22 protein-coding genes are annotated in these 21,485 nt (G+C 43.8%); 13 read left to right on the plus strand and 9 right to left on the minus strand.

Annotated features, from left to right (window positions below):
* The first annotated feature begins 80 nt into the window (after positions 1-80).
* The 3 genes from BK139_RS14975 to BK139_RS14985 all read left to right on the plus strand — a co-directional run bounded on the left by BK139_RS14975 (position 81) and on the right by BK139_RS14985 (position 1,593).
* On the plus strand, positions 81-446 hold the full coding sequence (locus tag BK139_RS14975) for a DUF488 domain-containing protein (protein ID WP_076260268.1): 366 nt from the start codon (positions 81-83) through the stop codon (positions 444-446).
* Positions 447-514: 68 nt separating this feature from the next.
* Positions 515-796, plus strand: a complete 282-nt coding sequence (locus tag BK139_RS14980) for a GNAT family N-acetyltransferase (protein WP_061794303.1) — start codon at positions 515-517, stop codon at positions 794-796.
* 14 nt (positions 797-810) lie between these two features.
* Positions 811-1,593: an alpha/beta fold hydrolase gene (locus tag BK139_RS14985; RefSeq protein WP_076260270.1), complete on the plus strand. Its 783-nt coding sequence runs from the start codon at positions 811-813 to the stop codon at positions 1,591-1,593.
* A gap of 170 nt (positions 1,594-1,763) precedes the next feature.
* On the opposite strand, the gene BK139_RS14990 is transcribed toward BK139_RS14985, so the two are convergent.
* The 5 genes from BK139_RS14990 to BK139_RS15010 form a co-directional block, all read right to left on the minus strand.
* Positions 1,764-2,267: a hypothetical protein gene (locus BK139_RS14990; protein WP_076260272.1), complete on the minus strand. Its 504-nt coding sequence runs from the start codon at positions 2,265-2,267 to the stop codon at positions 1,764-1,766.
* Positions 2,264-2,641: a hypothetical protein gene (locus BK139_RS14995; protein WP_076260274.1), complete on the minus strand. Its 378-nt coding sequence runs from the start codon at positions 2,639-2,641 to the stop codon at positions 2,264-2,266. The genes BK139_RS14990 and BK139_RS14995 overlap by 4 nt, the downstream gene beginning before the upstream one ends.
* 355 nt (positions 2,642-2,996) lie before the next feature.
* Positions 2,997-4,604, minus strand: coding sequence for an FMN-binding glutamate synthase family protein (locus BK139_RS15000; protein ID WP_076260276.1), 1,608 nt, complete (start codon positions 4,602-4,604; stop codon positions 2,997-2,999).
* A 15-nt stretch (positions 4,605-4,619) separates the two neighbouring features.
* Positions 4,620-5,249 (minus strand): NAD(P)H-binding protein, encoded by a 630-nt coding sequence (locus tag BK139_RS15005; protein ID WP_076260278.1) that lies wholly within the window; start codon positions 5,247-5,249, stop codon positions 4,620-4,622.
* Positions 5,250-5,428: 179 nt separating this feature from the next.
* Positions 5,429-6,277: a YitT family protein gene (locus BK139_RS15010; RefSeq protein ID WP_076260280.1), complete on the minus strand. Its 849-nt coding sequence runs from the start codon at positions 6,275-6,277 to the stop codon at positions 5,429-5,431.
* Between the two features lie 228 nt (positions 6,278-6,505).
* On the opposite strand from BK139_RS15010, the gene BK139_RS15015 reads away from it, so the two are divergent.
* Together BK139_RS15015 and BK139_RS15020 are read left to right on the plus strand one after the other, a co-directional pair.
* Positions 6,506-6,691, plus strand: a complete 186-nt coding sequence (locus BK139_RS15015; protein ID WP_035326541.1) for a hypothetical protein — start codon at positions 6,506-6,508, stop codon at positions 6,689-6,691.
* A gap of 245 nt (positions 6,692-6,936) precedes the next feature.
* Positions 6,937-7,125, plus strand: coding sequence for a hypothetical protein (locus BK139_RS15020; RefSeq protein ID WP_083675391.1), 189 nt, complete (start codon positions 6,937-6,939; stop codon positions 7,123-7,125).
* Positions 7,126-7,236: 111 nt separating this feature from the next.
* Here BK139_RS15020 and BK139_RS15025 read toward each other — a convergent pair whose 3' ends face one another.
* The 3 genes from BK139_RS15025 to BK139_RS15035 all read right to left on the minus strand — a co-directional run bounded on the left by BK139_RS15025 (position 7,237) and on the right by BK139_RS15035 (position 11,113).
* Positions 7,237-8,466, minus strand: a complete 1,230-nt coding sequence (locus BK139_RS15025; RefSeq protein WP_076260285.1) for a PucR family transcriptional regulator — start codon at positions 8,464-8,466, stop codon at positions 7,237-7,239.
* 121 nt (positions 8,467-8,587) lie between these two features.
* Positions 8,588-10,051, minus strand: coding sequence for a sodium/proline symporter PutP (putP, locus tag BK139_RS15030; protein WP_076260287.1), 1,464 nt, complete (start codon positions 10,049-10,051; stop codon positions 8,588-8,590).
* A gap of 144 nt (positions 10,052-10,195) precedes the next feature.
* Positions 10,196-11,113, minus strand: coding sequence for a proline dehydrogenase family protein (locus BK139_RS15035; RefSeq protein WP_076260290.1), 918 nt, complete (start codon positions 11,111-11,113; stop codon positions 10,196-10,198).
* A 261-nt stretch (positions 11,114-11,374) separates the two neighbouring features.
* On the opposite strand from BK139_RS15035, the gene BK139_RS15040 reads away from it, so the two are divergent.
* The 8 genes from BK139_RS15040 (at position 11,375) to BK139_RS15075 (ending at position 20,719) form a co-directional block, all read left to right on the plus strand.
* Positions 11,375-12,529 (plus strand): ABC transporter substrate-binding protein, encoded by a 1,155-nt coding sequence (locus BK139_RS15040; protein ID WP_076260293.1) that lies wholly within the window; start codon positions 11,375-11,377, stop codon positions 12,527-12,529.
* A gap of 80 nt (positions 12,530-12,609) precedes the next feature.
* The gene (locus BK139_RS15045) at positions 12,610-13,485 is read left to right on the plus strand and encodes a branched-chain amino acid ABC transporter permease (RefSeq protein ID WP_076260296.1); all 876 of its coding nucleotides are present in this window, start codon (positions 12,610-12,612) and stop codon (positions 13,483-13,485) included.
* A 12-nt stretch (positions 13,486-13,497) separates the two neighbouring features.
* Entirely contained in the window at positions 13,498-14,475 is a 978-nt protein-coding gene (locus BK139_RS15050) for a branched-chain amino acid ABC transporter permease (RefSeq protein WP_048011759.1), read from the plus strand.
* A complete protein-coding gene (locus tag BK139_RS15055; RefSeq protein WP_076260299.1) occupies positions 14,447-15,220 on the plus strand; it encodes an ABC transporter ATP-binding protein in 774 nt (257 codons plus the stop codon). The genes BK139_RS15050 and BK139_RS15055 overlap by 29 nt, the downstream gene beginning before the upstream one ends.
* Positions 15,213-15,923, plus strand: coding sequence for an ABC transporter ATP-binding protein (locus BK139_RS15060; RefSeq protein ID WP_076260301.1), 711 nt, complete (start codon positions 15,213-15,215; stop codon positions 15,921-15,923). Before BK139_RS15055 ends, BK139_RS15060 begins: the two co-directional genes overlap by 8 nt.
* Positions 15,924-16,018: 95 nt before the next feature.
* Positions 16,019-16,999 (plus strand): glycerophosphodiester phosphodiesterase family protein, encoded by a 981-nt coding sequence (locus BK139_RS15065; RefSeq protein WP_076260304.1) that lies wholly within the window; start codon positions 16,019-16,021, stop codon positions 16,997-16,999.
* A 161-nt stretch (positions 17,000-17,160) separates the two neighbouring features.
* A complete protein-coding gene (locus BK139_RS15070; RefSeq protein WP_076260307.1) occupies positions 17,161-18,897 on the plus strand; it encodes an ABC transporter ATP-binding protein in 1,737 nt (578 codons plus the stop codon).
* Positions 18,890-20,719 (plus strand): ABC transporter ATP-binding protein, encoded by a 1,830-nt coding sequence (locus tag BK139_RS15075; protein ID WP_076260310.1) that lies wholly within the window; start codon positions 18,890-18,892, stop codon positions 20,717-20,719. Before BK139_RS15070 ends, BK139_RS15075 begins: the two co-directional genes overlap by 8 nt.
* 66 nt (positions 20,720-20,785) lie before the next feature.
* On the opposite strand, the gene BK139_RS15080 is transcribed toward BK139_RS15075, so the two are convergent.
* Complete coding sequence (locus tag BK139_RS15080; protein ID WP_076260313.1) at positions 20,786-21,451, minus strand: vWA domain-containing protein; 666 nt, start codon at positions 21,449-21,451, stop codon at positions 20,786-20,788.
* Positions 21,452-21,485: the final 34 nt, after the last annotated feature.

Raw genomic sequence — 21,485 nt, forward strand, 5'->3', positions numbered from 1 at the left:
ATTTGATTGAATTAGAAAAAATTGTATATTATGTTTATAATAATAGCAAATCACAAGGGATATACAAGGGGTGTCTTAAATTGACCGGAATTTTCATTAAAAGAATTTATGACCCATACGAAGAAGAGGACGGCTATCGGGTGCTGATTGACCGGCTGTGGCCCCGCGGAATTAAAAAGGAAGATGCCCGTTTGTCAGCATGGGAAAAAGAGGCTGCGCCGAGTCATGAACTGAGAAAAGCATTTAACCATAAGCCTGAGCTTTTTGAAGATTTCCGGGAAAAATATCTTGAAGAGCTGCGGACACAAGACGGTAAAATCCGCAAAATAGATGAGCTGGCAAGAATGGCAGAAGAGCAGAATGTTACATTATTATATGCTGCGAAAGATCCCATTCATAACCATGCGCGGGTTTTGTGTGAGGAAATCACGAGGAGGAAGGTTTAGTCTCTCCAAAAAGGAGGGAAAGCAAGATAGAAAGAATAGAGTTCATCTTAAATACAGGAGGAAATGATATGAATACAGATATCCAAAAAGAAGAAAACCGGTTTTTTATGAATGATGAAGAAGGGAATATGATAGCGGAAATTACGTATATTCCAAGCGGCGATTCTGTCATAACCATAGACCATACATATGTAAGCGACTCCCTGCGCGGACAGGGAATTGCAGGAAAGCTTCTGGAAAGCGTTGTTCAGGAGGCACGCAGCAAGGGATATAAGATTGTGCCTGCCTGCTCATATGCCAAAGCTGTTTTTGACCGAAAGAGCGAATATCAGGATTTGCTTGCAAACTAAAGGAGGTTTTCAGAATGGGCGCAAAAAGAATAGATGTAAATGGAACAGCCATTTCATACTATGATGAAGGCAAAGGGGAGCCGCTTGTACTGCTGCATGGATTTTGCGGCAGCAAAGATTACTGGGCAAGGGTCATTCCATTATTGGCAGAGGACTTTCGCGTGATTGCGGCCGATCTTCCGGGGCATGGAGAGTCAGGACTGCCGGATGGCGAACCCTCTATTGAGAGGATGGCTGAAGCAATCAAAGGGGCTATAGATGAGCTGGAACTTGAACAAGTATCTCTTTTCGGCCATTCATTGGGCGGCTATGTAACCCTTGCATTTGCTGAAGTGTATGAGGACAAGCTGAAGTCCTTTTCCCTTATCCATTCAACAGCCAGCCCGGATTCTGAAGAAGGGAAGAAGGGAAGGGATGTCGCTGCCGGTAAAATTGATAAAGAGGGAATGGAATCCTTTATAGATGGACTGGTGCCGAAGCTGTTTGCACCAGGGGAGAAACTTCCCGAAGAAATTCAACTGGCAAAAGAAATTGGCTATCGTACAAGTGCTGAAGGGGCAAAGGCTGCCCTAAAAGCAATGAAACAGCGCGGTGATCGCAGTCATGTTTTAAAAAAGACAGAGCTGCCGGTATTAATTGTTGCTGGAGAACAGGACGAGATTGTCCCTCCTGAGAAATCATTTGCAGTCAAAGAATCTAACATCAAGCAGGTGACCATTGATGATGCGGGGCACATGAGCATGTACGAAGCACCGGAAGAACTTGCTGAGGTTATCCGCGGGTTTTTGAAAGAGTAAGCAGTCTTTGTTTTGGAGCGCACATAAGATTTTTTTTCTGCACATGAAAAATCTTATGTGCACATAAATTGGCGTTATGCGCACAGAAAGGTTCCTGTGCGGCCAAATTAATCATTTTGCGATTGAAATATAAAAAAAAGCTCCTTTTCAAGCCGAAAAGGAGCTTTTGCTTATTTAAAAATTACCGAAATGATTTCGTCCGTCGTCATTCCGCTTTCAATTTCAAACGTGCCGGGGCGCAGATCATTCTCAAGACCGCGTTTTTCTACATCTTTATAGAATTGGATGCCGCTTTCAATTATGTGGGCTTTTTCAAGCGCGTTCCCCACATCAATGCTGGTCATGCCCATGGATACGGTTAAAATAGTCCGGTAAACAACTTTTTCGCCGGTTTTGTCATCGGTCTTCTTGTCTGCTTTATCCTCTTTTTTCTCGCTGGACTTTGCGGCAGCAGCAAGCTGCTTGCTCCATTCATCTTCCGTGTTGATGACGTAGCCTTTGGATGCCAGCAGGTCAATCATTTCTTCATCTGACAGCTTTTCCGCTTTCACTGTTTTATCCGCTGGTTTTTCAGTACTCTTGGCTTCAGAAGGTCCAAATAGGTAAACGCTTCCTGTCAAAATGGCAGCCGCTAAAAGGCCCGCTGCAAAACTGCGCAAGGAATTTGGTGTCATTGGGCAACCATGCTCCTTTCACCCTTGTTCGCTGAATAAGGCAAGAGCATCAGATCAACCTCGTTAGGCGTAAGCTGTTTTTTTAATGCAATGCTTTCATTGGAATATCCGCGTTTATGCATATCCAGTACTTCGCGAAGCAGCAATCTTTCATCTGATGGCCCGCTCATAGCTCCTGATTGCTTAGCCGTAATCTCCGCGTCCAATTCAATATTTCTAATTTGCTGCTGAAGCTCATGAATTTCATTTTTTAGTGTAAAAGTAACCTGATCAATTTGCTGCTCAATATTTGATTTCGACTGCGCCGTTTTAAAAAACGATAAAATGAGCAGCACGACTGCTGAACCAAATAATATGGCAATTACCCATCCCATCCTAAAATCCTCCCTTATGTAAACACTTTTTTTCTCGGTATCTATTTTTTTACCAAACTAAATTATACCTTTATTGCGGGGGGATTTCGAATGATAACCTCAAAATAACACGATAGTCCTGTTTTTATCGCAGTTTAACGGGCAGTAAGACCCCTTTTTCAAGACTCAGAGGAATCAAAGGAGGATAAGTGGGGGTCTAACTGCCCGTAAAAGCCCGATTAGTTCAACTAACAATCAGTGGGGGATAAAGAACCCCCCACTGATTGAAGTTTCACTTTATGTCAGAAAAAGGTGCGGATGGTAAATCTTATTTCTTATAAAAACCCGGACCATTCAGGACCGGGCTTTCATTTGTTTAGTTTTCCTTCTGCAGCTGTGCGCGTTTGGCGGCATGCAGAATATCCTCGATAGGAGAGACTCTCCCGAATTTATCTTTATGGACAATATGTTTTCTTTCAAACTGGGTGGGGTTATCAATTCCTGCCGCTGCCGCCAGATTGTAAAGCCCTTCTCTGAGCGAAATGACATAGTTGCAGACACGGTAATGCTTTTCCTCAACAATTAATCCATCCTGAAGCTTTTTGTCGGTTGTCGCCACCCCTGCCGGGCAGTGATTGGTATGGCAGACACCGGCCATAATGCAGCCGACGCTGATCATAAAACCGCGGGCGATATTGACCAGATCCGCTCCCATCGCAAGCGCAATGGCAATTTTATCAGGAGTGATTAATTTACCGGAAGCGATGATTTTCACACGATCCCGTACCCCATACTCCCTCAGCATTTCATCGACAACTGTCAAGGCGGATTGGATAGGGAGCCCCACACTGTCTGCAAGCTCCTGATAAGTCGCCCCTGTTCCGCCTTCGCCGCCATCCACTGTGATGAAATCAGGGCCTTTGCCGCTCTCCTTCATATAGGAAATCATGTTTTCGAGAGCATCCAGGTCACCTACTACAATTTTCATACCGACAGGCTTTCCGCCAACACTTCTGAGCTCCTCTATAAAATCGAACATGGAAGGGACATTATCAAATTCATAGAAACGGTTTGGACTATTAATGGTTTTGCCGACTTCGACAAGCCGGATACTGGCGATTTCTTCGGTTACTTTTTGGCCTTCCACATGGCCGCCGCGGGTTTTTGCACCCTGTGCAAGCTTGAGTTCAAAGGCCTTGACCTCAGGTATTTCACTTTTCTTTTTAAATTCTTCCCATGAGAATTCCCCATTGGCCTTTCGGACACCGAACATATCAGGACCGATTTGCATAATGATGTCGGGACTGCCGGCTAAATGATATTGAGAAAGGCCGCCTTCACCGGTATTCATCCAGGTTCCTCCTGCAAGGCCAAGCCCTTTGGAAAGGGCCGTGATGGCTTTTTCACCGAGAGATCCATAGCTCATGGCCGATTGTCCCACAAGTCCCTTGACCCTGAATGGCTGCCGGCAGCTGTTTTCTCCCAGTACGACCGCATCCTCATCCCGAAGATAGTAAGGATCAGCCAATTTTTCTTCGCTGTGCTCCTTTCTTGAAAAAAGATTATCCCCATCGACCTTATAAACACGTGTGTTTATTTTCCTTGTATTATCCACCTTCATTTCATCAACCAGTTTTGGAAACAGGGTGTTTCGTATATAAAAGCCTTCTTCGTCAAAATTCCTTATCGATCCGAAGCCTATTAATCTTTCTTTGTATTTGCCGGCTTTCACAACATCCTGGTATTCCTTTCTGGAAAAAGGCTTGCCTTCTGTATCATTATTGAACAGGTACTGTCTTAGCTCAGGCCCCACATTTTCTGCGAAATAGCGCACCTTTCCGATTACCGGGAAGTTCCTCAGTATGGAGTGCTGCTTCTGCCTGTCATCTTTTATATACCAATATATAAATAGAATGACAGGGACGAAAATAACCAATGAGATAAATACGAATAATGCAATGACAAGGTAATCTGTTAAACTCATTTTATCCTCCTTCTATTAAAACTGGCTTAGGGCTTCACTGATAGGGGTGTCTCCCGAGGCTGCTTCAATGGTTGAATGAAAGATCGCTTCCTGGTCAAGGGACTCGACCAGAACTTCAGCAGCATCCTCTCGCGGTATCTCAGCCTTTCGGTCATGGATTTTCTTCGACAGGGTAATGGTTCCATTCCCGGGATTGTCCGTCAATTGGCCAATCCGAATCACTGTGTATACTAGATTGGCAGCTTTAAGCATATCCTCCGGTAGATCCTTCGCCGCAATTTTGCGTGAAGGGTCTGTTTCGCTTTCCTCCGCTTTAACTGCACTCAGCATCACAAATCGCCTGACATTTGATTTTTGTGCCAATTGGATGATGTCGGATATAGATTGGTGATCGACCATAACGGTTTTGCCCGTATGTTTTTTAGGATTGACGCCTGTTAAATAAATCACGGCATCTGATGCCTGAAGATAGGGGATCAGCTTCTCCTCGTCATAAACAATTGCCTGTGCTGCTCCCAGCTTGATCAGATCTTCCAATTGGTTTTCATTTGCCGCAACGGCAAGAGCTTCATGCTTCCTGTCAGCGAGCTTCCTGATTACATGCTCACCGACATCTCCATTGGCACCGATTACAATCACCTTCATGCTAACGCCTCCTTTTTTACCTTTTTTCCACAAGGGGTTTATTTAAAACCAAAATCAGGCAAACAAAAAAGCGGCCCATTAGGAGGACCGCGCTGATTTCACTATAAATCGATACATGACTGAGGAGTTTCACTGTATATAAAATAAAGCTCCATCCTTTGCGGATGGAGCTTTGCCGTTTAGGCCAGCCGTTTAAAATTCTGTCCGAGTATTTCATTCATCGTGTGTACTGTGATAAATGCTTTATTGTCAACCTGGGTAATATAGCCTTTCAGCTTAGTAAAATCTTTTCTGCCCAGGATGGTTGTAATGACTTCTTTCTTATCTGAAGTGAAGGCACCGGTTGCCGTGTGAATGGTTGCACCTTTCCCCAGTCCATGAACAATATAGGTTTTAATTTCATCACTGTGGTGGCTGATAATTACAATTTCCTTGTTTGAATTGAATTGCTGAAGTGCATAATCAATCACAAATCCATTAATAATGACTCCAAAAAAGGCATACATGCCGACTTGCGGCCCAAATAGAACGGCGGAAGACAGGGCAATGGCTAAATCAGCCAGAAGCACGCCTCTGCCAACTTCAATATTTAAATATTTATTAAAAATCATAGCGATGATATCTGTACCGCCAGTGGAGGCCTGCTGGTTAAACACAATCGCCATGCCGGTTGCGGCGATGCATTGCCCAATGATCAGCTGAATAAGCAAGTCATCACTAAGCGGCTGAGCCATCGGGGCGAACTTCTCAAGCGCCCACACATAAAAGGACAAAGCAAAGCTTGCATAAATGGTTTTTGCCCCAAAACCAGATCCAAGAAAAACAAACCCAACTGCAAACAATATCAAATTGACAAGAATCATGAAGGTACCGATTGAGAAATCTGGAAATAAATCATTCATGATAATCGACAATCCGCTGACCCCTCCAGTTGCTAAATTATTGGGGGACAAGAAAAAATGGACATTTATAGAAACCAGGAGAGCTCCCAGGTTGATCATCATAAAAGAAAACAGTTTTTGCCGCATCGCCGCAACCTCCTTTTTTATAGTATTTTTTCGGGTTCCGTAAAAAGTGGAACAACGGGATTATAAAGCCCATCAAGACCCTTTGTAAAGGGAATGAGAGGAAAAAAATAAGGTTTAATAATTATGAATATTGGAAGGGATTTCACCAGGGGGGTGCTAATATCTATTTTTGTATAATTCTTATATAATAGATATGACTAGCACGAGCACGAAAGGATGTAAGAAATCTTGAAAAATAGAAAGCTTATTGTCATTCCCATTATGATACTTGTAGCCGGGGCTGCCATGTGGATGCTGAATAAGGATTATCAGCAGATAGACCTGATGATCCGCTTGATGATAGCAGCCGGTGCAGCACTATTATCAGGTGTTATCTCCTATTTTTTATTCAAGCCGGAAAAAGAAGAACAATAAAGTGAAACTTCAATCAGTGGGGGTTTTCCTTATCCCCCACTGATTGTTAGTTGAACCAATCGGGCCTTTACGGGCAGTTTGACCCCCGCTTATCCTCCTTTGATTCCTTTGAGTCTTGAAGTGGGGGTCTTACTGCTCGTTAGACTGCGATAAAATGCCTGCTCCCTGGAAAGGGGACAGGCATTTCATTTTTGGGGAACTTTTACAATTCTGATGCGTATATAAGCTGAAGGGAGCTGATAAAGGTGAACCATGTTAAAGAATGCCCGAGATGCAATGGGACAGAATTTGCAGAAGGCACTGACTATGTGGCAGTCAGGCCATTGAATAAAAAACTCTCAGTCGGATCTCAAAAAATCTATCGCTTTTGTTTAAGCTGCGGGGAGATTGTTTCTATCAGAGTTGAAAATCCAGGCAAGTTTAGAAGCAAGTGACGGAAAAAGAGGCGGGATGAAGCGGAAAGGCAGGGAGCAGCTAGGAAACCGGTCGCCAAGAGCGCTCCATGAATCATCCTATGTGCATTTCATCCTCCACCACAGCCTCTCCTATTTCCTCCGCTTAAGCAGCTGTAAATCAATGTACAGCTGGCATCTGGTGTTAAAGTCGTCAAAGTCAATTGAGGTCAGGTCAGTAATTTGCTTCATCCGGTATTTTAATGTATTGGTATGGATGAAAAGCTGTTCCGCTGTCGGCTTGAGGCGGCAGTTGTTCAGTAAATAGACTTCAAGCGTCTTCAGCAGGCTGGTTTGGCTCTCCAGGTCTTTTTTCTGCAGCTTCATAAGATCTTCATTTACATAGTTAGTCTTGTTGTTATGCTGGGCGATCGGTTCCAGGTAACGGAACACCCACAGTTTTTTATACTCATAAGGCAGCTCTTCAGGAGAGCCGATGAATTTGGCGGCTTTGATGACCTCCAGGGCCTCTCTATAGCTTTTGCGAAGTTTGAGGATGGAGGAGTATTCTCCTCCGATTCCCGCATACACAGTCTGCTGCCTGAATTGGCTTAGAACGGTATTGGTTAATTCGTGTGCGTCTTCTGAAAGGCTGCCGGGTGCAGGAGAGCTGCTGCCGATCATAACGATGATCTCATGCTGATTCGTAAAGATGTGAGCGGGGTGGCTGAGAGCATTAGCAAACAGACGAACGGTTTCATTTAATTCCGCCAATATCTCTTCATCTCCCTGTACGACCGTAAATACATTGATGATAAAGGCCTCGGGGAGAATGATTTTTACATTGGCTGCTTCCCACTTAATCTGATCTTCCGTCTGATACGTACGATCAATAATTTTTTGATAAAATTGATGTTTTTCTTCTTCTTTGCGGAGCTTCTTCAGGTTTTTCTGATATAAAAGCTTTCCAATATGGAAGGAAACGTCATGAAGAAACTTCATTTCGCTTTCTGACAGAATGCCGTCCAATTCCTGAACCCAGATAAATCCAAGTATCTGCTCTTTATATTTAGCGCTTACAACTACACGCTGGTTAAGGCCGATTTCTTCCATCTTCTTAATTCTGAAAGGCTCGGGGATTGTCTTTAACTGATCAACAATGCCTTCATCCATAAATTTCTCCAAAATGGGTATCGGCCATCTCTTCGAAAATATGGTCTGCTGGTTCGCCAAATCAAAATGCTCTATATAATAGGAGCTATAAGCCAGCAGCGAGAATTGCTCATCCTCGATAACAACAGGCTTCTTCAAAAAAGTGCTGACCATTTCTGTAATCTCATCAATTTCAGTCAAAGTAAGGATTTTCTCCAGCGGCTGGCTCATTAAGCTCCCTCCTCATTATTGCTGTTCTTATTATAGTGAAAAAAGGGGACAGGCACCACCCGGATTTTGCCGAAAGAAAAAGGACCGGGCATTTTCTTAGCCCAGTCCTGATAAGTCTAGTTTATTTTAAGGATTTTTCAAAGTCTGCAAACTGTTTTTCAACTTCAATAGATGGCTTCTCAGTCAGAAGACTCACCACGATGACGGCAATTAAGCTGGCAGCAAAGCCTGGAATCATTTCATAAAGGAAGTCGGATAAGCCGGCTTGAGACCAAATGATGACAGTGCTTGCTCCAATAATCATCCCTGCTAATGCTCCCCATCTTGTCATGCGCTTCCAGTATAAGCTGAGAATGATAAGCGGACCGAAAGCGGATCCGAAACCAGCCCATGCATAACCCACAAGGTCGAGAATCGTTTCATTTTTCTCCCATGAGATAAATAATGCAATGACAGAAACCAGCAATACAGAAAATCTTCCTATTGTAACCAATTCTTTATCTGTAGCAGAGCGGCGGAAGAATGTCTTATATAAATCTTCCGTTAATGAGCTTGATGTTACTAGCAGCTGTGATGAGATGGTACTCATGATAGCCGCAAGGATTGCCGAGATTAAAAAACCGGTAATGATCGGGTGGAATAAGACCTCGCCAAGGAGGATGAAGATCGTTTCGGGATCTTCGATGCTAATCCCTGTATCCGCCACATAAGCAATTCCCACAAAACCAGTCAGCATAGCGCCAATACTCGAGAAAATCATCCAGCCCATCCCAATGCGGGTGGCTTTCTTGATTTCTTTAACAGAACTGATAGCCATAAAGCGGACGATAATATGAGGCTGCCCAAAATAGCCAAGGCCCCATGCAAAAAGGGATACGATGCCTAATAGACTTGTCCCTTTAAAGATATCAAGGAAAGCCGGATTGATTGTTCTGGCAGTATCAATTGCCGGCCCAAATCCTCCTACATGAAAAAGGGTTACGATTGGTACAAGAATGAGGGCAAGAAACATAATCAAACCCTGAACAAAGTCTGTCCAGCTAACCGCAAGAAATCCTCCAAAAAGTGTATACGCAACCACAACACCTGTAATGATCCATAAACCTGTGTGGTAGTCCAGCCCGAAAGTGCTCTGGAATAAAACTCCCCCGGAAACCATGCCTGATGATACATAAAAGGTAAAGAAAATTAAGATAACTAATCCCGAAATCAGGCGAAGGATTTTGGAAGTATCCCCGAATCGGTTTTCTAAATAACCGGGAATCGTAATAGAATCATTGGCTACCTCAGTATACGTGCGGAGCCTTGGTGCCACATAGATCCAGTTTGCCCATGCTCCAAGAGTCAAGCCGATGACAATCCAGGAAGCGCTTAGGCCAGTGGCATACATGGCTCCAGGAAGACCCATCAAAAGCCATCCGCTCATATCGGAAGCTCCCGCACTTAAAGCGGTTACCGCAGGACCCAATGTTCGTCCTCCGAGCATGTAATCTGATAGATTGGAAGTCCGTTTATACGCATAATAGCCAATCCAAAGCATTCCAATCATATACACAGTAATGGATATAATTAATGCATAATCCATTTTGTCAGCCTCCTTTTTGTTGGTTTAACAAAATATTTAGATAAAATAAGCGATGAGAAAGCAGTGGTTTGCTTTCTCATTACCTAGAAATCAAGAATGGTTTCTTTTATTATAGTTATTATTTAATATTTTGGAAGAAAAATATTATTTTTTGAAAATGCCCTTAAAAGCAAATGCAATATTAGCCGGCCGTTCAGCAAGCCTTCTCATGAAATAGCCATACCAGTCCATGCCGTATGGTACATAGACACGCATCTTATAGCCTTGCTTTGCCAGTTCCAGCTGTGTTTTATTCCTCATGCCATATAGCATTTGGAATTCAAAGCGATTGTTTGGAATGTTATGCTTCTTTGCTAATTTTTTTGTGTACTCGATGATCTGATCATCGTGGGAAGCTATCGCTGTATAGTTTCCGTTTAAGAGACTCTGTTCTATTAATTTCTTATAGTTTTCATCAACATCTGTCTTCTCAGGAAATGCATGCTCCGGTGCTTCTTTATAAGCGCCTTTTACCAGTCTTAAGAAGGGCTGATATTTCCCCAGATCCTCCAGGTCGTTTTCAGTCCGGTACAGGTACGCCTGCAGAACGGTACTCACACAGCTGTACTTTTCTTTAAACTGTTTAAACAAATCGATCGTTGCCTGGCAGCGAGGCACATCCTCCATATCAATTGTCACCATAATCTTATGCTTCTCGGCAGTATCAAGAATTCTTGTCATGTTTTTCACAACGAGGTCATGATCAATATCCAGGCCAAGAGAGGTCATCTTCAGAGATACTTGTGAATCCAGTCCTTCTTTGCTGATCATTTCAATGGTTGAAATGCATTCCTCTGTCCGTTCATTTGCCACTTCTACGGAGTCAACAAATTCGCCCAAATGGTCCACTGTTACAGAAAGGCCCTGGTTATTCAGGTCTCTGATAAAACGGACGCTGCTTTTGAAATCAACTCCGCCTATTAATTTACCTGCGGCAAAACTTCCGCCTCTGTTTTGGGCAATTTTATTCAGTAAGCTATTTTTTGATAAATATAGAAAAAAGTCTCTTGTAATCGCTTCCATTTTAACAAGCACCTCCAATGGTTTTATCTTTAGATTAATCTTACAATTCTGTGACAAGTTACGACAATGTTCATAAAAAACAAAGATTCTATAATTCTATTGTTGACAGCAGACAATGAAAGGCTGCATTTTCCATATTCCCATGCCCATTAATATGTAAGAAAAGTTTCCATATTATTGTTTACAATGACAAGCATTTGTATTTAAATAGTAATATAGTTTTGAATATTAACTTATTTCTGAAAACGGGGGTTAGAGAAAATGAGAAAGCAGTTAAAGAAATTTGCTCAATTTACAGCATTGTCCAGTTTGCTTGTCCTCTCTGCATGCGGCGGCAATCAGGCTGCAGGGGATGAGGAAGGGGAGAGCAGCGGAGGAGCTGTGAAAGCGGATATTGGAGTTATTTCTTATATCAGCGGACCTGGTGCAGCTTATGGTGAAGCTATCACAAATGGCTTAAAGCTCGCACAGGAAGAAATCAATGGCAAGGGAGAAGTCAAGATTAACCTTGTTATAGAGGATTCCGCCGGGAAGCAGGATCAGGCATTGACAGCAGCGCAAAAGCTTATGAATTCAGAGAATGTGACTGCCATTATCGGACCTACATTAAGTACAGAAATGAATGTAGTTGGTCCGGAAGCCGACCTCAACGGAGTGCCGATCATGGGGACTTCCACAACGGCAGAAGGGATTCCGCAAATTGGGGACTATGTCTTCCGCAACTCACTGCCTGAAGCATTGGCGATTCCGGCTGCAATAGATAAAGCCATTGAAAAATATGATGCTAAAAAAGTAGCAATTCTATATGGAAATGATGATGTTTTTACAAAATCAGGCTTTGACACAATGAAAAAAGCAGCGGAAGAGAAGGGCCTGGAAATCTTAACGATTGAAACGTTCCAAAAAGGCCAATCAGATTATAATGCTCAGCTGACAAAAATTAAAGGTTTAAAGCCGGACCTGATTCTGGCTTCGGCTCTATACAATGAAGGTGCGGTCATCATGGATCAGGCCAGGAAAATGGGCATTGATGTTCCGTTTGTCGGAGGAAACGGCTTCAATTCTCCTGAGGTCATCAATATTGCAGGGGATGCAGCGGATGGCCTGATTGTGGCAACTCCATGGTACGGTGAAAAAGAAGATGATAAGGTCAAGGAATTTGTAAGTAAATATGAAAAAGAATACGGCAAAAAACCGGATCAGTTTGCAGCACAGGCATACGATGCACTTTACATAATGGCAGAGGCATTGAAGAATGCAGGCGAAGCTGATCGTGATGCCCTACGGGATGCTCTGGCAGAGGTCAAGGGCTTTAATGGAATCCTTGGAGAGTTCTCTTTCGATGAAGAAGGAGATGTTGTGATGGATCCGACCGTTTTAGTTATTGAAGAAGGAGCATTTAAGGAATTTAATTAAAAAGCTGCGAAAGTGAAGCTCTGGCGCCTTCAGTGCCAGAGCTTACTTTTAAGAAAATTACGAGTAAGCAGGTGAATGCCGTGTTAATCGAACAATTAATAAACGGAATTACCCTAGGCAGCATTTATGCCATCGTTGCACTTGGGTTTACATTGGTTTTCGGGGTGCTTGGGATTATCAATATGGCACACGGAGAAATTTTTATGTTCGGAGCCTTCATTGGGGTTGTTGTTACTTCCACTTTTAAAGGGCCGCTTTGGCTGGCTTTTCTGGCAGCGATTGCGTTAACTGCTGCAATGGGATATCTGCTTGAGCGATTTGCCCTGAGGCCGCTCCGGAATAAACAGGGTGTATCCCATCTGGCGCCATTGATCAGCACCATTGGTGTATCGATACTGCTGGAAAACCTTTCCCACCATATTTTTGGACCGGGCAACCATCCTTTCCGTGCTTCTTTTGCGGAAATCAGCTTCCAGATCGGTTCGATAACTGTATATCTTGTGCAGATTGTTATCTTTGTCATTTCTGTTCTTCTCATGTACGCCCTTTCTTTTTGGCTGGGAAAAACAAAGGCAGGAAAAGCCTTAAGAGCAACTGCTGAAAATCTGGAAACGGCAAGCCTTCTTGGTGTTGATGTCAAAAGAACAATTACAATGACGGTTATTATCGCATCGGCAATGGGCGGGATTGCCGGTATCCTTGTCGGAATGGCCTTTAACTCTGTAACGCCGCAGATGGGTTTATCCATTGGGCTAAAAGGACTTGCCATCATCATTCTTGGCGGCATGGGGAATGTCAAGGGAGCGATGGCCGGGGGGCTTATCCTTGGTCTGGCCGAAACCTTTGTCGTTGTCTACGGCGATTCAGGATACAAGGATGCCATCGCTTTTGCGGCCATCATCATCATACTTCTCATCAGGCCGCAGGGATTGTTTGGCCAAAAAATTTCAGCGTAAGAAGGTGAACTCATGCTTGCAGAATTAATAAATCCATATTATTTACAGGTAGCTTCTTTTATATTAATCAACATTATATTAGGGGTTAGTATTTATATTACTCTATCAACTGGACAGCTTTCACTCGCCAACGCAGGATTTATGGGGATCGGTGCCTACACATCTGCACTATTGACGCTGAATTTTGACCTTCCGATTATTGTGGGCATACTGGCAGGTACTTTATTGGCAGGTGTTTTCGGAATCCTGATCGGGATACCGACATTAAGGCTTCAGGGTGTTTATCTCGCCATTGTTACCCTCGGGTTTGGAGAGGTTATCCGCGTTATTTTTGTAAACTGGGAGTCAATGACAAAGGGAGCTGTCGGTCTATCAGGCATACCGCATATGGGCCGTGAGCTGCTGAATACATTAAAAGACTTAGGCTTTGATCCGAAAATACTTGGACTTCAAAATAACCAGTTTGTATTTCTGGCTATCTTCCTCATTTTATTAGGGGTGACAATCAGCATCATCGCATTTTTCAGAAGGCAGAACCGCTCAAGAGTAGGACGGGCTTTCGCAGCGATTAAGCTGGATGAAAAAGCTGCAGAATCAATGGGCATCAATATCACGTATTATAAGGTCCTGGCATTTGCACAGGGTGCACTGGTAGCGGGATTTGCAGGTGCACTATTTGCACATGTTCTTGCATACATAAGTCCTGCCGATTTTGCCTATCACCGTGCAGTTGAGATTCTGATTTTCGCCGTTTTCGGGGGAAGTGAAGTAATCTGGGGACCGGTGTTTGGGGCGCTCTTTTTAACTGTAATGCCGGAAGTGCTACGATTTATCAGCGAATACCGCTACATGATTTACGGTCTGATCATTATTATTATGATGGCAGTCAGGCCGCAGGGATTAATTGATGTAAATATTTTAAACTGGGTCAAGCTTAAAACATCAAAGAGGAGGCAAAAGCATGGTACTTCAAGTCAAAAAAGCATGTAAAAACTTTGGCGGGCTGAGTGCCCTGTCTGATGTCTCGTTCTCTATAAATCAAGGTGAGATCTTTGGGCTGATTGGTCCAAATGGAGCCGGGAAGACAACGATGTTCAATCTGATAACATCGATGTTTACTCCTACCTCAGGCGAGATCATTTTTAATGAAGATAATATCAATGGCTTAAAGCCGCACCTGATCACGAAAAAAGGCATCTGCAGGACATTCCAGAATATTCGCCTGTTTCCGCAGATGACAGCAGAAGAAAACGTGATGGTTGGGGAGCATTGCCGAAGCAAATCAGGGGTTTTCAGCAGTGTATTCAGGACAAAATCACAGCGGCAGGAAGAAGAGAGAATCCGCAGCAAAGCGAATGAACTATTAGAGTTTGTGGGGCTGGGCGGGTTCGCGGAAACGGTATCAGACAGCCTCGCATACGGCCAGCAAAGAAGGCTAGAGATTGCCCGTGCGCTGGCCAGCTCTCCTAAGCTTCTGCTGCTCGATGAACCGGCAGCCGGAATGAATGAAACTGAAACAAGCGAATTATTTCAGCTCATCAAAAAAATTCAGGAACAGGGCGTCACGGTCCTGCTGATTGAGCATGATATGCCGCTTGTCATGAAATTATGCGACCGTATTGCCGTCCTTAATTTCGGCAAGAAGATTGCTGAAGGCACACCTGCTGAAATCCAGAATAATCCTGATGTCATCGAAGCCTATCTCGGCAGTGAGGAGGAGGATATGTATGCTTAAAGTAAATGGGATTAACGCTTTTTACGGGAAAATCCAGGTTCTTAAAAACATCAGCCTCGAAGTGGAAGAAGGCAGTATTGTTACGATCCTTGGCGCAAATGGTGCAGGGAAGACAACGACCATGAAGTCTATTTCAGGAATGCTTAAGCCTCAAGCCGGCAGCATTCAATTTCAGGGGCAGGATGTAACGGGACTCAGGCCGGACCAGCTGCTGCGCAAAGGGATTGCCCTTGTTCCGGAGGGCCGCCAGATTCTTGCCGGAATGACAGTGCTTGAAAACTTGGAAATGGGGGCATACCACCGGAAGGATAATGAAATTGACCGGGATATTAAGAACGTTATGGAGCGTTTTCCCATCCTCGAAGAAAGGCAGAAACAGCTTGGCGGAACATTATCCGGCGGACAGCAGCAGATGCTGGCCATTGCGCGGGCCATCCTCAGCAAACCAAAGCTGCTTCTTCTGGATGAACCGTCAATGGGGCTGGCCCCGCTGATCGTGGCTGACATCTTTAAAATTATAAAAGAAATTAATGAAGCGGGCACGACTGTTTTATTGGTAGAACAGAATGCAAGGCAGGCCCTGAAAATATCACATTATGGGTACGTCCTGGAAACAGGCAAAATGGTTGCTGAGGGAAGTTCAGAGAAGCTGCTGAATGATCCGCGTATCATGGAAGCCTATCTGGGGCGTAAATCAAGTTAAAGATAAAAGGCCGAATCTTTTGATTTGGCCTTTTATCTTTTTTTCTATTGCATTATGATAATAACAGAAATCAACAAGCGAAAACCGGAGGACAAATGAACAAGAGAAAGAAAATCTTTAAAAGGATAATGATAACTTTATTAATTCTCGGCGTATTTCTATTTTTAAACAACAGCTCCATGCTTACAAAAGAAAGAAACGATAAGCCGCTGCTTCTCGCTCATAGAGGAATGGCACAGACCTTTCATATGGAAGGGATCACAGGGGAGACGTGTACGGCTGAAAGAATTTACGAGCCTGAGCATAACTTTCTTGAGAATACGATTCCTTCCATGGAAGCAGCTTTTGAGGCCGGGGCAGACGTAGTCGAACTGGATATTCAGCTTACAAAGGATGGACAATTTGCGGTGTTCCATGATTGGATGCTGGAATGCAGGACAAATGCAAAGGGAAATACGAGAGATTATACAATGGGGGAATTAAAAAAACTGGACATTGGATACGGCTATACAGCCGATCACGGAAAAACCCATCCGTTTCGCGGTAAGGGAATCGGAATGATGCCAAGCCTGGATGAAGTCTTGAAAGAGTTCACGGAAGGAGAGCTCTTAATCCATATTAAAAGCAATGACTCCCAGGAAGGAGTAAAGCTTGCTGAATACCTTTCCTTGTTTCCAGCGGAGAGATTGGAGAAGATATCTGTATATGGAGGAGACAATCCAATTGCAGCTCTGAAGGAAGAAATGCCTGGAATGCGGGTGATGTCTAAGGCTACATTGAAAGATTGCCTCCTGCCATATATAGGTGCGGGATGGACAGGTTATGTGCCAAATGCCTGCAAAAACACACAGGTTCATATTCCTGAATCGTATACAAAGCTGATGTGGGGCTGGCCAAATAAGTTCTTGAACCGAATGGATGATGCTGGTACAAGAGTTATAGTGGTTGCAGGGGACGGCAGCTGGTCGGAAGGATTTGACAAACCGGAAGACCTGAAACGGTTGCCTGCTGGCTATTCAGGTGGCATCTGGACAAACAGGATTGAGCTGATTGCCCCATTATATAAGAAAGAATAGACGTCTGGTCTGATCCAGGCGTTTTTAAATTTTTTCTATGGAATTATTTAAAAATTTCGTAAAAAGGATTATGATATGGATAGGATTATTTAGTTTTTCGAAGGATTTTAAGAGTATTATTATACATATATTAACTGCAATTACAGCTTGGGGGACTATAAATGGCGAAAGTTTTAGCATTTCTTAAGCCTTACCGGATAGCGGTGGCTATAGCTCTGTCATTAATGCTGACGGAGCTTGCTGTTGAGCTTATTCAGCCATTATTAATGGCAAAAATCATAGATGAAGGCATCCTGCAGAATGATCTTCAGGAGATCCTGAAGTGGGGAGGGATCATGCTGGCTGCTTCTTTTGCGGCTTTTGCGGCTGGAGTCATTAATTCCTTTTATGCTGCACATGTCAGCCAGAGCTTCGGTTTTGATGTAAGGAAAGGCTTATATGACAAGGTTCAATCCTTCTCCTTTGCCAACTTTAATCTTTTTCCGACCTCTTCATTAATTACCCGTATGACGAATGATATTACGCAGCTTCAGAATACTGTTTTTATGAGCCTTCGAATCATGATGAGAGCGCCATTATTAATCATCGGCGGTCTGATCATGGCTTTTGTGGTAGATGTGAAGCTTGCTCTTATCTTATCAGCTGTGGCCCCATTCCTTTTTCTATTTCTGTTTTGGGTCATGGGAAAAGGCGGCGCGCTTTTTAAGGCAGTCCAGGAAAAGCTAGATTCTGTGAATAGCGTCATGCAGGAGAACCTGACGGGAATCCGGCTAATTAAAGCGTTTGTCCGCAGAAATCATGAAGTGAAACGCTTCACACGCACAAATGAGGATCTCAGAGATGGAACCGTTAAAGCTTTGCGTCTGATGGAAGTGACCATGCCTGTTCTGCTTTTCATTATGAATCTTAGTATTCTTGGAGTCCTTTGGTTTGGCAGCATACAGGTAAATGCAGGGGATGTAAAGGTAGGCGAGGTAGTTGCGATAGTGAACTATGCAACCAGAATAACGGCCGCCTTCTCCATTTTTTCCTGGATTATCATGGCTTTTTCAAGGGCGAGGGCATCTGCAAACCGTGTAACAGAGGTACTGGACACTGAAGTGGATTTGACTGACCGTCAAGAATCTCATGATAGGAAGGGCTTAACAGTGAGCCGGGGGGAAATTCACTTTAAAGATGTATCTTTTAAATATCCCGGCACTTCAGAGAAGGTACTTGATGGCATCAGCTTTATCATCCATCCCGGGGAAACAGTTGCAATAATGGGTGCAACAGGCTCCGGGAAAACCTCTTTATTCCAGCTGATCCCCCGGCTTTATGATGTGACCGGAGGGAGAGTTGAAGTTGACGGGAGGGATGTCAGGGAATTGAAAATGGAGAACCTCCGCAGGAAAATCGGCTTTGTTCCTCAGGAAGCCCTGCTCTTTACAGGCAGTGTGAAAGAGAATATTTCATGGGGCAAGGAACATGTAGCGATGGATGAAATTACTGAAGCAGCTGTCAATGCGCAAATACACGAAACCATCATGAAGCTTCCGCAGGGTTATGAAACAAGAGTGGGGCAAAAGGGTGTTAACTTATCCGGCGGGCAAAAACAGCGTCTTTCCATTGCCCGGGCGCTTGTACGAAAGCCAAAAATCCTCCTTCTTGATGACAGCACAAGTGCACTGGATATGAAAACAGAAGCAAAACTTCTTAGTTCATTGAAACAATACACCTGTACAACCATGATTATTACGCAGAAAATCAGCACAGCAATGGAAGCAGACAGAATCCTGTTGCTTGAGGATGGAGTGCTTCTTGCTGAGGGAGACCACGAGACTCTTCTTAAAACATCCGGATTGTATAAACGGATTTTTCAATCCCAGTCTGGAGAGGAGAACAGAAACTATGCTTAAACACTTTAAAGAACCTTTCCAGCATAAAAGAATTCCTCTTGAGCTGAATGGCGAATTTTCAAAAGGGAAAAAGCCTAAGTCTGAAAACATGGGGGCCACACTAAGGAGAATCTGGTCCTATTTAGCCTATAATAAGGGATTGTTATATCTCGTTTTACTAATGGTGGTCATCAGCTCGGCGATGGGGCTGCTTGGCCCCTATTTAGTAGGAATGGCTATTGACGATTATATTGTCACAAAGAACAGCGATGGATTTATCGCTTTACTGATCTGGCTTGGAGTCATTTATGTGATGAACTCGCTTGCCCTCTGGTTTCAGAATTATTGGATGATCGGCATCGCACAGGAAACGGTTTTTACGATGAGAACGAAGCTTTTCGGCCACTTGCACAGGCTACCTATTCCGTTCTTTGACAAGCGGCAGCAGGGCGAACTGATGAGCAGGGTCACAAACGATATTGAAAATGTCAGCTCGACTCTGAACAGTTCAGTGATCCAGGTCTTTTCCAGCCTGCTGACCTTGATTGGCACTGTCTCCGTTATGCTTTGGCTAAGTCCTTTGCTGACGCTCATTACCCTGATCATTGTGCCACTGATGTTCTTTGGAATGAAATGGATTACAGCACGGACAGGAAGGCTGTTCAAAGAGCAGCAGAAGATTCTTGGAGAGCTGAACGGTTTTATTGAAGAAACCATATCCGGACAGAGGATCATCAAGACCTTTTCTCAGGAAAAGAAAGTAATGGATGAGTTTCGGGAAAAAGGGGAAAAACTTAAGCTGGCAGGGTTTTGGGCTCAAACCTATTCCGGGTTTATCCCTAAGCTAATGAATGTCCTGAACAACTTAAGCTTTGCCATAATCGCCGGGGTAGGGGGCATTTTTGCCCTGAATGGCATGATCTCAATCGGTGTCATTGTCGTGTTCACTGAGTATTCCCGCCAATTTACACGTCCGCTTAATGATCTGGCAAACCAATTTAACACCCTTCTATCTGCGCTTGCAGGAGCAGAGCGGGTTTTTGACATCATGGATGAGGATGAAGAATTCCGGAATGAAGAGCAGCTGAAAGAGCTTGCCGAAGTGAAAGGCGAGGTCGAATTTCGAGATGTATCTTTTTCGTATGAAGAAGACGGAAATACGGTAAGAAACGTAAGCCTCCATGTCAAAGCAGGCCAGACCGCTGCTTTCGTTGGTCCGACAGGTGCAGGAAAGACTACTATGATCAATTTGCTCTCCCGCTTTTATGAACGGGAATCAGGCCGTATTTTAATTGACGGTGAGGATATCGCAAATGTGAAAAAAGAAAGCCTTAGAAAGCATATGGGATTTGTCCTGCAGGATTCATTTCTATTCCGCGGCACTGTGCGCGAAAATATCCGCTACGGCAGGCTGGAAGCTTCAGATGAAGAAGTGGTGGAGGCGGCTAAGCTTGCCAATGCCCATTCATTTATCATGAAACTTCCTCAGCAGTATGATACAGTGCTGAGTCAGGACGGAAATGGCATCAGCCAGGGGCAAAAGCAGCTTCTTTCCATTGCACGTGCATTTCTGGCCAACCCGGACATCTTAATTCTGGATGAAGCAACAAGCAGCATTGATACCGTGACAGAGCTGAAAATTCAGGATGCCCTTCAGGAGCTGATGAAAGGAAGGACCAGCTTTGTCATTGCCCACCGTTTGAACACCATTCAAAATGCGGATAAAATTTTTGTTCTGGAAGAGGGCAGGATTATTGAGGAAGGAACACATGAATCACTGCTTGAACAGGAGGGCTTTTATTACCGGCTGCATGGTAAAGCGGCAGCAGGGGCAAATGCTTGAAGTCAATGGCTATCCCAACACAAAAGGCGGACTTGATTACGATCAAATCCGCCTTTTCGCTATCGCTCAAATGACATTTTTTTCTCTTGCTTCTTTTAGCCAGTCCGGGAATTCGTTCAGCAGGAGGTCATATAGTTCGCTATCAGAAATGGCCTCTACATCTTTAATGTGGAAAAAATTTGCGTTATCAATATAGCGGCCATCCATTTCATCCAGCTTTTCCAATACCTCAAAGTTTGAATCGCCTATCCCGACAAACTGCCAGAACAAGGGTTTATCGGATGATGAAACAACAGGTTTTTTGATGGTTCTTTTGCAGCCGCCATCATTAATGAAAACAATGAAGGCAGGATCTTTGCTCGGATCTTCAGAGGTATATTTCTGAATGACATCCTCCATTACCGGAGGTTCATCATTTCTTCCGAATTTGTGTATCAGATCATTATTTAAAATATACTGATCCACATATCCTTCAAAGTCATGTTCGGTTACCGGCTTCAGCCTGGAAAATTCATTATCATAGACCCAGACATCCAATGCGCCATCATCATCAAATTGGCTGGCAACAGCTAAGATTCTCTCCACAACCCTCTGGACGGTCCCGTTTTTATATAACTTGCGCATGGAGCCGGAAATGTCCAGCACCAGACCGACTCTGGCAGTGACATTTGTCAGGTTCTTTTTCTCCAGTACAATGCCTGCTGATTTTTTTAATAAACTAATAGAGCTCATTTTTTTGGAATCCCCCTTTAATCATATATTCTGA

The sequence above is a fragment of the Paenibacillus sp. FSL R5-0490 genome (genome assembly GCF_001956215.1).
GTDB lineage: Bacteria > Bacillota > Bacilli > Bacillales > Cytobacillaceae > Cytobacillus.